Source organism: Roseomonas sp. CCTCC AB2023176 (assembly GCF_042259275.1).
Lineage (GTDB): Bacteria > Pseudomonadota > Alphaproteobacteria > Acetobacterales > Acetobacteraceae > Roseomonas.
The window spans coordinates 2,168,089-2,181,424 of sequence record NZ_CP170086.1 but is presented as its reverse complement, the minus strand read 5'-3'; the positions used below and the strand labels follow the sequence as shown (position 1 = coordinate 2,181,424).

Below are 13,336 nucleotides of genomic sequence, written 5' to 3'. Positions count from 1 at the left end.
TGCGTTGCACCCTGAGGCGTTTGCGGGCGGTCTTCCGGCTGCGTTTCGGCCTGATGCGCACGATGGTGCTCCCCTGCAGGAGTTGGAAAGTCGGGGGCCAGCCTGCTGGCCTCCGGCCGCAAACGGACGGCGCGGCGGTTCGGCTGCAGCGATCCGGAGATGCGCGGTTGTCGTGGCGGGGCGTCAGGCCATCGCGCGGAGCGTCAGGCTCGCCAGAAGGCTCCGCGTGTAGGGCGCGGGCGCGGCGGTCAGGCCGGGCTTGCAGAAATCCGGGGTGCGGCCCTGGAACTCGCCCTGCAGGACGGCGAAGGTCGTGGCGTCGTCCACGTCGTACCAGGTCGGCAGCAGGGTGACGGGCAGGCCGATTTCCTCCGCGCGGTAAAGGCTGCGGGGCAGGACTTCCGGCGTGCTCCAGTGGATGCCCTGGAACAGGCGGGCATGCGGACGCTTCAGGCCGACGAGGGTGTAGCCCCCATCCGTCGCGGGGCCATAGACCACGCGATCGCCGGGGGCGCGCAGCGCCTCGATGGCGGCGGTCACCAGCCCCGGCGGCAGGGTGGGCGAGTCCGAGTTCACGATGATCGCACAGTCGTGCCGCCCACCCGCCTCGGGGCCCAGGAAGGCCTCCATCCCGCCGAGGAGGACCTGCCCGAAATCCGGATCGTCCCGCGCGACCATGCCCCAGCCGGCCGGCAGCAAGGGGCGCAGCAGGTGCTCTGTCCCCTCCGGCGCGTAGAGGGCGTAGTTCGTGCGCCCGATCGACTCCGGCACCATCTCCAGCGCGAGGGAGGTATCGCGGATGAAGCAGGCGGAGAGGGCGGCCGATGATTCCGCGCCCACGAGCGGAAGGAGACGGGTCTTCGAGCGGCCGGGGATGGGCGTCTTGCAGACGATCGCGACGGCGGCGGTGGACATCGCGTGACTCCGGAAGGACAGGCCAACCTGCCGGGGCTCGACCCCCCGCGGAAGGCACGAGGACGCGAGGCGCTGCTCGCGCGCTGGGACGTGCTGACGCGGACGGTGCTGCCGGGCATGGCGGCCGCGGAGGGCTGGCCGATCGCGCTGGACCATTGCTTCATGCGGGTCTGCCTCGATGCCGCGATCGGGGCGCGGTGGGACGGGGTGGTGCGGCGCCCGGCCGTGCAGCACCTGAGCGACGCGCAACTTGCCGCCGCGGTCGCGGTGGCGGAGGAGGTCGCGGCGAACCCCGCGCGGCTTCCCGCGCTGAACGCGGCGTCGTTGCGGATGCGCGGGCATGGCTGAGGGCAGGTATGGGGAGGGAAGGAGTGCCGTGTCGGAGGATGGCGATGCGCCCGTCCTGGGGCACCTCGGGGCCTTCCCGGACGGCGCGGTGACGCGGCTGCGGGTCCAGGCCGGCGGCAAGACGATCGGGCTGGTCGTCCTGCGGCAGTGCGGGGCCCTGCGCGCGTACCTCGACCTCTGCCCGCACCAGTACCTGCCGCTGACCTGGAGGGGCGCGGGTGTCCTGAGCGCGGATGGCACGCGGATCCGCTGCTCGGTCCACGGCGCGGAGTTCGCGGCTGAGGACGGGCGGGCCCTCGCGGGAGTGCCGGAGGGATGCCGCCTGACGCCCGCCCCGCTGGAGGTCGCCCCGGACGGGACGGTGCGCCTGGCCGGCGTTCCGACGCCGCTGTAGCGGCGATCAGCCTGCTGGGCGCAGGCCGCCGGCGAAGCGGCGCCAGTTCGCGACATAGGCGGCGGCCGCTTCGCGCAGGCGTTCCGACACGCCCGGGCCGAGGGAGCGGACGACCTTCGCGGGCGCGCCGACGATGAGGCTGCCATCGGGGAACTCCGCGCGCTCCGTCACCAGGGCGTTCGCGCCGACGAGGCAGCCCGCCCCGATCCGGGCGCCGTTCAGCAGCGTGGCGCCCATCCCGATGAGCGAGCCGTCGGCGACCGTGCAGCCGTGGATGACTGCACGGTGGCCGATCGTGACGTCCGCGCCGATCGTCAGCGGCGAGCCGCGGTCGGAATGCAGGACGGCGCCGTCCTGGATGTTCGTGCGGTCCCCGATCCGGATCGGCTCGTTGTCGCCGCGGATGACCGCGCCGAACCAGACCCCGACCTCGTCGCCGAGGAGGACGTTGCCGATCACGTGGGCGTCCGGGGCGATCCAGTAACGGCCCTCCCCGGGGACGGTCGGGGTGATGTCGTCGAGGGCGTAGAGGGGCATGCGGCCTGCGGCTCCCGTAACGCGGCCTGGATAAGCCGGCTTGCGGTCGCCGCCTATTCGGCCGCGACCGGGTGCGCGCGGGCCCAGAGCTCGGGCTTCAGCTCCTCCTCCCGGTCGGGGAACAGCATGGCGCAGGCGAGTGTCACGCTGCCGACGACCGCGAGGACGATCATCGTCAGCGCCAGGTTCCCCGTCGCGTCGTGGAGGAAGCCGACGAGCGGGGAGGCTGCGGCGGCGCCGACGAAGCCGACGAAGAACCGGATGGAGTAGAGCTTCGCCCGCAGCTCCGGGGCGACGTAGCGGGCCGTCATCGTCTCGTTCACCGTGACTTGGCCGAAGATCGCGGCGGCCGCCAGCGCCGCGACGGGCAGCACCGCCCAGCCGCCGAGGAAGGACAGCGCTAGCAGCGCCGGCACCTGCGCCAGCGCCAGCGGCAGGAAGACGCGTTTCAACGTCATGCGGTCGATCAGCCGCCCCACCGTGAACTGCGTCAGGCCACCGAAGAGCGTGGCCGCGAAGGCCAGCGCGCCGACGACGGGCAGGAGGTCGGGGGAGCCGGCGAGGCGCTCCTGCATCAGCTTCGGGATCAGCAGGGTGAAGGCGTTGAAAACGAAGCCCGACGCTGCGGCGATGAGGAGGAGCGACGTGATGGCCCGGCGCACGACGGCCCGGGGGATGGCGGGGAAGGGCCGGTTGTTCTTCGCGTCGTGCCGCGCGTCGTAGGGCGTCTCCAGCAGCCAGAGGACGCCGAGGATGAGGGCGACGACGCCCGGCGCCACGAAGGCCCAGCGCCAGCCGACAGTTGCCGCGATGAAGGCCGTGGCGGCGGGGGCCAGCGCCACGCCGAAATTGCCGAAGACGCCGTTGTTGCCGACCGCCCGTCCCACGCGGTCGCCGGCGGCCTCCACCAGCATCGCCGTGCCGATCGGGTGGTAGATCGCGTTGAAGGCGCCGGCCGAGGCCAGGGCTGCCGCCAGCGCCCAGGGCCCCGGCGCGAAGCCCGCGAGGATGAGCGACGTCCCGACGCCGAGGAAGAAGGCCGCCATCAGCGCGCGGCGCCCGATCCGCTCGGCCAGCCAGCCCATCGGCAGCGACCCCACGCCGTAGAGCACGAACATGAAGGTGCCGAGGGCGATGATCGGCCCGTATTCGTTCCCGAAGCGCCCGGGATCCTGCGTGACGATGCCCAGCACGGCCGTCGCCAGGATCAGCAGCATGTAGTGGCAGACGGTGTGCGCCGCGTTGATGAACCAGATCTGGCGCGTCGCGGGCTGGTCGAGGTTGAGGGGCATCGGCTGGCGTTCTCCGTGGCAGCACTCTAGGCTGGCCGGGTCCCGACGTTCGGCCAGATGATGTCGCGCCCCGGCCAACCCAGTAAGAGCCAACCCCGCGCCCCGCGTCGCCCCCTTCCCCAGGATGGGGTGGACCGGCCGCTCGTCGCCTTCGCGCGGGATTATGCGGATGGGGAGACGACGGGGCGGCACGCCCACCCCCGCGCCCAACTGATCTACGGCCTCCGCGGCGTGATGCGGATCGCGACGGACCGCGCTGCCTTCGTGGTGCCCGCGGGGCGCGCCCTCTGGGTGCCGGCGGAGGAGCCGCATGCCGTGACGATCGTCGGCGAGGTCGCGATGCGCGCCCTGTTCCTGCGCGCCGACGCGGCCGCGGCCGGGCCGCCGGGCGTCGCGGTGCTGGCGACGACGCCGCTGTTTCGCGAACTCATCCTCGCCGCCTGCGAGGAGCCGCTGGAATGGGACGTTTCCGGCCGCGGCGGACACCTCGCCGCGCTGCTGCTGGACGAGATCGGGCGGGCGAAGGCCCTGCCCTTCGGCGTGCCGGAGGTCCGCGACCCCCGCCTACGGCGTCTCGCCGAGGCGCTGCGGACGGACCCGGCCTCCCCGCTTGGGCTGGAGGACTGGGCTGCGCGGGTCGGGGCATCGCCCCGCACGCTGTCGCGGCTGTTCCGCGGGGAGACGGGGCTGTCCTTCGCGGCCTGGCGCCAGAACCTGCGGCTGACCGAAGCGTCCGCGCTGCTCGCGGGCGGGATGCCGCCGGCCCGGGCAGCGGCGGCGGTGGGCTACGCCTCCGCGTCGGCCTTCGGGGCGGCGTTCCGGGCGGCCTTCGGCACGACGCCGGGTAATGTGTAACGCCGCGCGGAACCGCCTGGCCCGCACGGTTCCTGGGCACTGGGCGCCGCTGGGATCACGGCCCGCCCCCGGATTCCCGCCTCAGATCACTGCCTCAGACCACCGCCGGGCGATGCCGCGGGCGGAGGAGCGGGGAGGAATGCCCCGGCCGGAACAGGTCTCGTGCCCCTCCCGCGACACCGCGCGGCGCCGCCGGGCCGAAGCCGAGCCAGGAAGCAAGGCCGCACCGCGCGCGGACCACGGCTTCCCCGTCCCGCAGCGCGGCCGCGGCCCAGTACAGCCAGTCCGGCGCCGGCGGCCGGCGGACGTCGAGGAGGAAAACCGGGGCCTCCGCCACGCCGAGCATCCGGGCCACCCGGGCGGCGAGGCGGACGCAGGCATGGTCGTCCGGCGCCTCCGCCGTGGCGTGCAGGCGGAGGGGGTGCGGGAAGTCGCTCTCCCGGTCTCGCAGGATCGGCGCCACGACCTCGGGCTCGGTCGAGAGCACGAGAACGGCCAAGCCGCCCGCCGCGATCGGCAGGTCGGCCGGCCCGATCGCGGCAGCGAGCGCGTCGAGCATGCGCGGAAGGCAGGCCGCGCGGCCGGGCAGGACGGCCACGGCGACCACCGCGCCGGGCCGGACGGCATGCGGCGCGACGCGCGGCGGGCGCGAGCCCATGTCACCCGGGTACGCCGGCATGTCCGTTGCCCCCCAATCCTTGGACAGTGTGCAGACTTAAGATTGAACGGGTGATTAACAGGGTTGGGAGCCTCGGGTTCCATCATCCCGCCGACGGCGTCCGCCCTTCACGGGCCCTCGCGGCCGGGCCACATGCACCGCATGCTCCGACGCTCCCTCCTCGCCAGCCCCCTCGCCCTCGCGGCGTTCGCCCCCGGAGGGGCGCGGGGCCAGGGCGCCGCCCTGTCCGCCCGGGACCAGGCCGACCTCCGCCGCGCCGAGACCTACCTGAACGGGATCACGACGCTGCGCGCGCGCTTCGTGCAGATCGCCGGCAACGGCGCCTCGGCCGAGGGAACGGCGGTGATCTGGCGCCCCGGCCGCATGCGCTTCGACTACGACCCGCCGGAACCGCTGTTGCTGATCGCCATGGGCGGCCAGTTCCTGCACTTCGACAAGGAGCTGCGGCAGCCCTCCGTCATCCCGGTCTCCCAGACCCCGCTCGGCGTGCTCCTGCGCCCGCAGATCAGCCTCGCCGGCGACGTGACGGTCACGGCCGTTCAGCGCGAGGCCGGCTTCCTCCGCATCACCCTCTACCGGACCAATGCGCCGACCGAGGGACGCCTCACCCTCGTCTTCGCCGAGGAACCCTTCGAGCTGCGCCAGTGGCTCGTCCAGGACAGCCAGAGCCGGACCACCCGCGTGTCGCTGTCGCAAATCGAGACGGGCGTGCGCCTGCCCGCCGCCGCCTTCGACTTCAACACGCCCGGCTTCTTCGACGCCATCCCGGGCGCGCGCTGACCCGTCCCGCGGCAGGCTGCGCGATTCCCGCGCAGCAGCCCTGCCCCGGGCGGGTCACGGGACGGTCATGCCGCCTTGATCGTGCCACGGGCGGCTTCCAACATGCGCAGCCATGCGGCCCCTCATCGGCATCCCCTGCTGCGTGAAGGCCTTCGGGCCATCGGCGATGCCGAACCACGCGGTGTCAGACCACTACGTCCGCGTCGTCCTCGGCCCGGTCGGCGGCATCCCCGTGCTGATCCCCGCGGCCGGCGAGGACACCGGCCTCTCCCTCCTCGGGCAGCTCGACGGCCTGATGCTGACGGGCAGCCGGTCCAACGTGTGCCCGAGCCACTATGACGGCCCCTGCCACGCCGAAGGGACGCCGGAGGACCCGGACCGCGATTCGACGACCCTGCCCCTGATCCGCGCGGCCCTCGACCGCGGCCTGCCGCTGCTCGCCATCTGCCGCGGCTTCCAGGAATTGAACGTCGCCCTCGGCGGCACGCTGGATCAGCGGATCCAGGATCTTCCGGGCCGCATGGACCACTCCACGCCGACCGAGCAGACGCTCGGCCGCGTGAAGCAGGGCAAGGCGCATGCGATCCGCGTGGCGCCGGGCAGCACCCTCGCGCGACTCTGGGCCGGCCTGCCCTTCGATGCGGCGGCGGTCCCGGTGAACTCCCTCCACAACCAGGAGTCCAGCGGTCCGCCGACCGGCTCCGGCCGGAGGCCTGGGCGCCGGACGGCACGATCGAAGCCGGCAGCATCGCCGGCGCGCCAGGATTCGCGGTGGGTGTGCAGTGGCACCCGGAATACGACTGGGATCGCGATCCGCTGTCGCGTCGCATTTTCGAGCGTTTCGGAGAGGCTGCCCGGGCGCACGTCCTCAATCGCACCTCCGGATCGATGCCGATGGCTGCTGAATAGTTGGAAAAACCAACACAGGCGGAATGACGCGCCTGTGATGCATCCGCTCCCCCTGAAACCGGGGGCTGACCGCGCCTTCCCGTTGCTTCCCCCTGTGGATAGCGGTAATGTTTGAGCACCGGCCCGAAAGGTCCGGTGGTGTTCCGGTATCCCCTGCCGGCTCACCCGACCACGACTAGATCCGATCGGAATAGAGTGCGTATCGGCGCCCGGTGACCCCCCTCACCGGGCGCCAACTCGTTTGGCCCCCCGCTGGCCGTTCCGCGGTCCGGGGTGTAAGGGCGCCTCGCAGCCTGCCCCGCGAGACCGGTTCGAAGCCGGCGGTCCGGGGCCGCGCCCAAACCGGAACGGATCACCCATGGCCGACTACGTCATCGCCCCGCCCGCCATCGCCGCCGTCCCCGTGCGCGGCGGCGGGTCCTTCCCCGTGCGCCGCATCTTCTGCGTCGGCCGCAACTACGCCGAGCACGCGCGGGAAATGGGCCACGACCCCGACCGCGAAGCGCCCTTCTACTTCATGAAGCCCGCCGACTCGATGATCCTCGACGGCGGCGACATGCCCTACCCGCCGATGACGAAGGACCTGCACCACGAGATGGAGCTGGTCGTCGCTGTCGGCGCCGGCGGCATCGACATCGCGGAGAGCGACGCGCTGAAGCATGTCTGGGGCTACTGCGCCGGCCTCGACATGACGCGCCGCGACCTGCAGGGCGAGGCCAAGAAGGCCGGCCGCCCCTGGGACATGGGCAAGGGCTTCGACCAGTCCGCCCCGATGGGCGAACTCATGCCCGCCGGCTCCTTCGATCCGTCCAAGGGCAAGATCGAACTCCGCGTGAACGGCCAGGTGCGCCAGTCCTCCGACCTCGCGAAGCTCATCTGGTCCGTGCCGGAGGTCATCGCGAACCTCTCGCGCCTCGTGCGCCTGGAAGCCGGCGACCTCATCATGACCGGTACGCCGGAAGGCGTCGCGGCCGTCGTCCGCGGCGACGTGCTGGAAGGGATGATTGAGGGCGTCGGCACCGTCCGCACGCGTATCGTGTGACCGGGATCGTCTGATGCCGAAGCGCGCGCGGCCCTTCCGCGTCGCGACCTGGAACATCAACTCCGTCCGCCTGCGCGCGGGGTTGCTCCGGGACCTCGTGCAGGCGCTGGACCCCGATGTCCTGTGCCTGCAGGAGACGAAGACGCCCGACGAGTTCTTCCCGCACGAGGCCGCGGACGCGCTGGGCTACACCCACCGCGTCATCCGCGGCATGAAGGGCTACAACGGCGTCGCGATCCTCTCGCGCCACCCGGTCTCGCTGCGCCCGGGCGAGCCGGACTGGTGCGGCAAGGGCGACTGCCGCCACCTCGGCGTGGACGTGGACGCGCCGGGCGGCCCGATCGAGCTGCACGACTTCTACGTCCCCGCCGGCGGCGACGTCCCGGACCGCGACGCCAACGAGAAGTTCGCGCACAAGCTCGACTTCGTCGCGGAGACGACGCGCTGGACGCAGTCCCGCGGCAACGCGAAGCGCGCCATCCTCGTCGGCGACCTCAACATCGCCCCGCTGGAACATGACGTCTGGAGCAGCAGGCAGCTCCGCGACGTCGTCTCCCACACCCCCGTCGAGCGCGAGGCCCTGACCGGCTGGCAGCAAGCCGGCGGCTGGTTCGACTCCCTCCGCCACTTCGTCCCGCATGACGAGAAGCTGTACACGTGGTGGTCCTACCGCGCGAAGGACTGGCGTGCCGCGGATCGTGGCCGCCGCCTCGACCATGTCTGGGTCAGCGACGACCTGGCCGGGTCGCTCCGCCGCCACGCCGTGCTGAAGGACGCGCGGGACTGGCCGCAGACGAGCGACCACGTGCCGGTGATGGTGGAACTGGCGCTGTAGCGGGACGCATTCTCCTGCCCGCCAACCTCGACCTCGACCTCGCGGTGATCGGCGCCGGCGCCGCCGGCCTGTCCATCACCTTCGTCGCCGCCGGGCTCGGCCTCCGCGTCGCGATCTTCGAGCGCGCGCGGATGGGCGGCGACTGCCTCAACAACGGCTGCGTGCCGAGCAAGGCCCTGCTGACCGCCGCCCGCGTCGCGCGCGACGCGCGCCGCGCCGCGCGCTACGGCATCCGCCTGCCCGAGCCGGAGGTGGACTGGGACGCCCTCCGCGCCCACGTGCATGGCGCGATCGAGACCATCGCGCCGATGGATTCGGAGGAGCGCTACCGCGGCCTGGGCGCGGAGGTCGTCCGCGCCGAAGTGCGCTTCGCGTCCCCCGGCACCTTGATCGCGGCAGGCCGCAGCTACGCGCCGCGCCGCATCGTCGTCGCGGCCGGCAGCCGCGCCGCGATCCCGCCGATCCCTGGCCTGGCCGAAACCCCGCACCTCACGAACGAGACGCTGTTCGAGATGCGGGAGCGGCCGGCGCACCTCCTCATCCTCGGCGGCGGCGCGATCGGGACGGAGATGGCGCAGGCCCACGCCGCGCTGGGCTGCCAAGTCACCCTCGTCGAGGCCACGCGCCTCCTGAACCGGGAGGATCCCGACCTCGCCGCCGTCATCCGCGATGCGCTCGTTGAGGATGGCGTCACGATCATCGAGGACACGAAGGTCACGGCCGTCGAACCCGGCCCCACGCTCGTGCTGGAAGACGGGCGGCGTATCACCGGCACGCACCTCCTCGTCGCCGTCGGACGCCGGGCGAACATCGACGATCTGGGCCTCGACGCCGGCAACGTCGCCCACACGCTGCGCGGGGTCGCCACCGATGCCGGCCTGCGCAGCACCACCAACCCCCGCGTCTTCGCCTCCGGCGATATCGCGGACCCCGAGGGTATCGGCCCCCGGCAATTCACCCATGTCGGCTCCTTCCACGCGACCATTCTCGCGCGCCGGATGATCTTCCGCCTGCCCGCGCGCCTGGACTACGCCGCCCTCCCGCGCGTCACCTACACAGACCCGGAGCTCGCGAGCGTCGGCCTGACGGCGGAGGAGGCCCGCAAGTCCGGCCAGGCGGTGCAGGTCCTCGACTGGCCGATGCACGAGAACGACCGTGCCATCGCGGAAGGCCGGCCGCAGGGCCTCGCCCGCCTCGTCGTGTCGAAGCGCGGGAAACTGCTGGGGGCGGGCATCGCGGCCCCGCATGCGGGAGAGATGATCGGCCTCCTCACCCACGCCGTCGCGAAGGGCCTTCCGGCTTCCGCGCTGACGAACCTCATCGTGCCCTACCCCACGCGCGCCGAGGCGGTGAAGCGCGCGGCAGGCCGGCCCGGGCTCGAACGGCTGTTCGCCGCGGGCCCGCGCTGGGTCGCGCGGCGGCTGATGGCGCTCGGGTGACCTCCGGCCGGCGCGGGATCGCGCACCGGCAGAGGGTGAACGTGGCCGCCGGATCGTTGACGCCCCCGGCCGGGGACGGCGCCCCCTCGACGGCGCGCATCGGGGTCGATCGCGGTCCAGCCGCGCTCTCGTCCCCGGCAGGAGGTTCGGGGTCGGCCAGCCCCTCCGGGCAGCCTGCCGCGGGACACCGGCGAGCCACCTGTCGAACGCCCGCCCCGCCGGCCCATATTCCTCCCGATGCCCGAACTGCCTGAGGTGGAGACCGTCATGCGCGGCCTCTCCGCCGTGCTCACCGGCCGGACGATCGCCCGCGCCGAGACCCGCCGCGCCGGCCTGCGCTGGCCCTTCCCCGAGAACCTGTCCCACGCCCTGTCCGGCGCGCGGGTCGAGGGCTTCCGCCGCCGCGGCAAGTACATGCTGATGCGGCTCGACGGCGGCCTCTCCGTCCTCGTCCACCTCGGCATGTCCGGCCGCATGGTCGCGCGCGCGCCGGGCGAGGCGCCTGTGCCGCGGGACGGCCCGCAGGGCGCCGCCTCCGACGCGCGCGGTACGGGCGATGGCCTGGCCCATGAACACCTGCTCCTCGAAACCGAGGATGGCTGGCGGGTCGGGTTCCAGGACCCCCGCCGCTTCGGCTGCGTGGACCTCGTGGCGACGGCGGCGGAGGATCTGCACAGGCTCCTCGCCGGCATGGGGCCGGAGCCGCTGGACGATGGCTTCGACGCGCGGGCCCTCTCCGCCGCGCTCGCGGGGAAGAACACGCCCATCAAGGCCGCCCTGCTGGACCAGCGCGTCGTGGCGGGCCTCGGGAACATCTACGTCGCGGAGGCCCTGTTCCGCGCCGGCATTTCGCCGCGGCGCAACGCCGGCAGCGTGCGGGGCCTGCGCGCCGCGCGGCTGGTGCCCGCGATCAAGGCCGTGCTGTCCGACGCGATCGCGGCGGGCGGCTCTTCCCTGCGCGACTACGTCCGCGCCGACGGGGAACTGGGGCATTTCCAGGACCGGTTCGACGTCTACGACCGCCCGGGACAGCCCTGCGCGCGCTGTCCGGGGCCGCCGGCCTGCCCTGGCATCGCCCGGATCGTGCAGGCCGGGCGATCCACCTTCTTCTGCCCCCGCACCCAGCGGTGACGGGGCGGACGCCCGGTCGCGGGCCGCGCAGGCCCGCCCCTCTGACCAGCGCGTCGCAGGCAACCGAGGGAGACCGTCCCCGGCCCGTCGCCGGCCTCGGACCGCGTGGCGGCGGGACGGGGGAGCCGATGCGCGCTCCCGGGGCGCCCGGTCGCATCGCCGGGCCCGGGTCAGGCCGACCGGCGTCGGCGATCCTGGGCCATTCCCCGGAGAGCGGATTCCTCGCGCCGAACAGCCACCCGGACCCGTCCTAACCCCGCTCCCGCCCGCGTCGCTCTGCCTGCTGCGCCGGCCTGGGGGCCGAGACCTGCGGCGGCGGCCGGGACGGCGGTGCCGCGGCGACCGGAGGGGCCGGCCGGGGTGGCGGCGCGGCACGCGGCGGCTCCGGCCGTGGCTGGGGCGGCGCGAAGACCCGGGGCTGTACCGCGGCGACGGGCGGCTGGCGCGCGGCTCGGGCCGGGGCGCGGCCTGGGCGGGCGCCGCGAAGCGGGGCGGCGGCGCACCGCGCGGCACCTCGGCGACGGGCGGGGGGCGCCGCGGCTCGAAGGCGGGCCCCGCGAATCCGTCGGGCCTCGCGCGGGGCGGCACCGCCTCGGCCCGCGGCACGACGGCGGGCGGCATGGAGGGCGCGCGGCGGCCCCGCGGGTCGTCGGCCGTCCCCGCGATCCCGTCGGGCCCGACGCGGCCCGCCCCGGCCGGCGGCAGCGGGCGGGGCGCGATACCGGCGCGCGGCAGGTCGTCCAGCGTCCCGCGCAGGCCGTCGGGGCCCGCGGCGCCGATGCGCGGGGCCGCCGGCGCGCCCCGCGGCCCCTCGACGCGGCCGCGATCGGCCCGCGCCCGGTCGTCGGCCGTCCCGAACACGCCGACGGGCCCCGCGCGCCCGAGGCGCGCACGGTCGTCGGGCGTGCCGGGGATCCCGTCGGGTCCGGCGCGGCCGTTCTCGATGCGCCCTGGCTCGATGCGCCCCGTCTCGACACGCCCCGTCTCGACACGCCCTGGCTCGACACGCCCTGGCTCGACCTGGCCCGCCTCGACCCGCCCGGTCCCGACGCGGCCACCGGCCGGCCCCGGAACCATCGCGCCGCCGAAGCGGCCGCCACGGGCCGGATCGTCCGCGGTCCCCGGCACGCCGTCGGGTCCGACGCGGACGGCCCGCGCGCGGTCGTCGGCCGTGCCCGGGACGCCGTCCGGACCGGGGCGCGCGCCGGGCGTCCTGAACCGGTCATCCGCCGTGCCGCGAATCCCGTCTGGGCCGGCGCCGAAGGTGACCCGCCCATCGCGGATGCCGGGCGGGACGCTCGCCAGCGCCGGCGGAAGGGGCCGCGCGACGGGCGCCACGGGCTGGCGCGGGCGCAGGCCGGCCTCCGGCAACGCGGTCCCGGCCGGGGCATTGGCGTAGCGCGCGGCGGCGAGGCCGGCGGCACCGCCCGCTGCCGCCGCGGCGGCGAGGGCTGCGCCGCGGAAGCCCAGGCCACCCGGCGCGACGGCGGCTGGCCCACCGCCCGGCCCCGGCGGGAACGCGCCAGGCGCGCCGGGCGGCGCGACAAAGCCAGGCGCGCCAGGGGCCGCGACGAAGCCGGACGCGACAAAGCCGGGCGCGAGGTCCCGCGGCGCCCGGTTCACGACGGTGGTCCAGTTGTTCGTGACGACGGTCATGTTGCGCACGTTCGTCACGTTCACCCGCTCCACGTAGCGGGGTGAGGCACGGAAGGGCGGGTAGTAGGGCTCGAAGGGCGCGAGGGGCACCCAGCCCGCCGGCCGGGCGAAGCGCGGCCCGGGACCCACGAAGCCGACGACGGCCGGCGCCCAGACCGGGATGCGCGGCGGGGGCGCAGCGTGGATGGGCTGCGGGCACCAGGCCCAGCGAGGGCCGAGGCGGACCCAACGGCCGTAATGGCTCGTCGCGTAGCCCCAGGGGCGGTCGTCCACCCAGGTCTCGCCGTAGACGGGGACGGGCACCCAGGCACCCTGGCGGAACGGCACCCAGTCCGGCCCGACCTCCGGCGGGTACCAGACGTCGCCGTAGTCCGGCGACCGGTCCCAGGTGCCGACAACGGCGAGTTCCGCCGCGCCGGTCATCGCGCGGGCGGAGGGCGGCAGGGGCCGCGCGCCCGGCACGACCGGGTCGGTCCACGCGAGGATCGGCGGCGGCGCGCCTGCGCGGGCGGCGGTAACGGCGA

General features: G+C 74.5%; 12 protein-coding genes and 2 pseudogenes. 9 read left to right on the top strand and 5 right to left on the bottom strand.

Annotation, left to right across the window (positions count from 1 at the left end; genetic code table 11):
• Positions 1-183 precede the first annotated feature (183 nt).
• Positions 184-915, bottom strand: a complete 732-nt coding sequence (locus ACE7GA_RS10905) for a DUF2064 domain-containing protein (protein WP_376099293.1) — start codon at positions 913-915, stop codon at positions 184-186.
• Between the two features lie 3 nt (positions 916-918).
• Here ACE7GA_RS10905 and ACE7GA_RS10900 point away from each other — a divergent pair, with 3 nt between their 5' ends.
• Together ACE7GA_RS10900 and ACE7GA_RS10895 are read left to right on the top strand one after the other, a co-directional pair.
• A complete protein-coding gene (locus tag ACE7GA_RS10900) occupies positions 919-1,263 on the top strand; it encodes a hypothetical protein (RefSeq protein WP_376099291.1) in 345 nt (114 codons plus the stop codon).
• A gap of 28 nt (positions 1,264-1,291) precedes the next feature.
• Positions 1,292-1,657, top strand: a complete 366-nt coding sequence (locus tag ACE7GA_RS10895) for a Rieske (2Fe-2S) protein (RefSeq protein WP_376099289.1) — start codon at positions 1,292-1,294, stop codon at positions 1,655-1,657.
• A 6-nt stretch (positions 1,658-1,663) separates the two neighbouring features.
• Here ACE7GA_RS10895 and ACE7GA_RS10890 read toward each other — a convergent pair whose 3' ends face one another.
• Entirely contained in the window at positions 1,664-2,194 is a 531-nt protein-coding gene (locus ACE7GA_RS10890; RefSeq protein WP_376099287.1) for a gamma carbonic anhydrase family protein, read from the bottom strand.
• A 53-nt stretch (positions 2,195-2,247) separates the two neighbouring features.
• Positions 2,248-3,486, bottom strand: a complete 1,239-nt coding sequence (locus tag ACE7GA_RS10885) for an MFS transporter (protein ID WP_376099285.1) — start codon at positions 3,484-3,486, stop codon at positions 2,248-2,250.
• Positions 3,487-3,615: 129 nt separating this feature from the next.
• On the opposite strand from ACE7GA_RS10885, the gene ACE7GA_RS10880 reads away from it, so the two are divergent.
• On the top strand, positions 3,616-4,341 hold the full coding sequence (locus ACE7GA_RS10880; protein WP_376099283.1) for a helix-turn-helix domain-containing protein: 726 nt from the start codon (positions 3,616-3,618) through the stop codon (positions 4,339-4,341).
• A gap of 94 nt (positions 4,342-4,435) precedes the next feature.
• Here ACE7GA_RS10880 and ACE7GA_RS10875 read toward each other — a convergent pair whose 3' ends face one another.
• Positions 4,436-5,020 carry a hypothetical protein gene (locus ACE7GA_RS10875; protein WP_376099281.1) on the bottom strand — a complete coding sequence of 195 codons (585 nt, stop codon included), beginning with the start codon at positions 5,018-5,020 and terminating at the stop codon, positions 4,436-4,438.
• Between the two features lie 141 nt (positions 5,021-5,161).
• Here ACE7GA_RS10875 and ACE7GA_RS10870 point away from each other — a divergent pair, with 141 nt between their 5' ends.
• The 6 genes and pseudogenes from ACE7GA_RS10870 (at position 5,162) to mutM (ending at position 11,156) form a co-directional block, all read left to right on the top strand.
• Complete coding sequence (locus ACE7GA_RS10870) at positions 5,162-5,800, top strand: outer membrane lipoprotein carrier protein LolA (RefSeq protein ID WP_376099279.1); 639 nt, start codon at positions 5,162-5,164, stop codon at positions 5,798-5,800.
• A gap of 112 nt (positions 5,801-5,912) precedes the next feature.
• Positions 5,913-6,709, top strand: a pseudogene (locus ACE7GA_RS10865) (gamma-glutamyl-gamma-aminobutyrate hydrolase family protein).
• 358 nt (positions 6,710-7,067) lie between these two features.
• Positions 7,068-7,751, top strand: a complete 684-nt coding sequence (locus ACE7GA_RS10860; RefSeq protein ID WP_376099277.1) for a fumarylacetoacetate hydrolase family protein — start codon at positions 7,068-7,070, stop codon at positions 7,749-7,751.
• A gap of 13 nt (positions 7,752-7,764) precedes the next feature.
• Entirely contained in the window at positions 7,765-8,586 is an 822-nt protein-coding gene (locus tag ACE7GA_RS10855; RefSeq protein WP_376099275.1) for an exodeoxyribonuclease III, read from the top strand.
• Between the two features lie 44 nt (positions 8,587-8,630).
• Complete coding sequence (locus ACE7GA_RS10850) at positions 8,631-10,025, top strand: dihydrolipoyl dehydrogenase family protein (protein WP_376099273.1); 1,395 nt, start codon at positions 8,631-8,633, stop codon at positions 10,023-10,025.
• Between the two features lie 237 nt (positions 10,026-10,262).
• Positions 10,263-11,156: a bifunctional DNA-formamidopyrimidine glycosylase/DNA-(apurinic or apyrimidinic site) lyase gene (mutM, locus tag ACE7GA_RS10845; protein ID WP_376099271.1), complete on the top strand. Its 894-nt coding sequence runs from the start codon at positions 10,263-10,265 to the stop codon at positions 11,154-11,156.
• A 1,743-nt stretch (positions 11,157-12,899) separates the two neighbouring features.
• On the opposite strand, the pseudogene ACE7GA_RS10840 reads toward mutM, so the two are convergent.
• Positions 12,900-13,235: pseudogene (locus ACE7GA_RS10840) on the bottom strand (DUF6600 domain-containing protein); the annotation flags it as partial.
• Positions 13,236-13,336: the final 101 nt, after the last annotated feature.

Coding starts and splice junctions, on each gene's coding strand:
- ACE7GA_RS10890 (WP_376099287.1), bottom strand. CDS start 2,194: ATGCCCCTCTACGCCCTCGACGACATCACCCCGACCGTCCCCGGGGAG.
- ACE7GA_RS10875 (WP_376099281.1), bottom strand. CDS start 5,020: ATGCCGGCGTACCCGGGTGACATGGGCTCGCGCCCGCCGCGCGTCGCG.
- ACE7GA_RS10885 (WP_376099285.1), bottom strand. CDS start 3,486: ATGCCCCTCAACCTCGACCAGCCCGCGACGCGCCAGATCTGGTTCATC.
- ACE7GA_RS10870 (WP_376099279.1), top strand. CDS start 5,162: ATGCTCCGACGCTCCCTCCTCGCCAGCCCCCTCGCCCTCGCGGCGTTC.
- ACE7GA_RS10855 (WP_376099275.1), top strand. CDS start 7,765: ATGCCGAAGCGCGCGCGGCCCTTCCGCGTCGCGACCTGGAACATCAAC.
- ACE7GA_RS10860 (WP_376099277.1), top strand. CDS start 7,068: ATGGCCGACTACGTCATCGCCCCGCCCGCCATCGCCGCCGTCCCCGTG.
- mutM (WP_376099271.1), top strand. CDS start 10,263: ATGCCCGAACTGCCTGAGGTGGAGACCGTCATGCGCGGCCTCTCCGCC.
- ACE7GA_RS10905 (WP_376099293.1), bottom strand. CDS start 915: ATGTCCACCGCCGCCGTCGCGATCGTCTGCAAGACGCCCATCCCCGGC.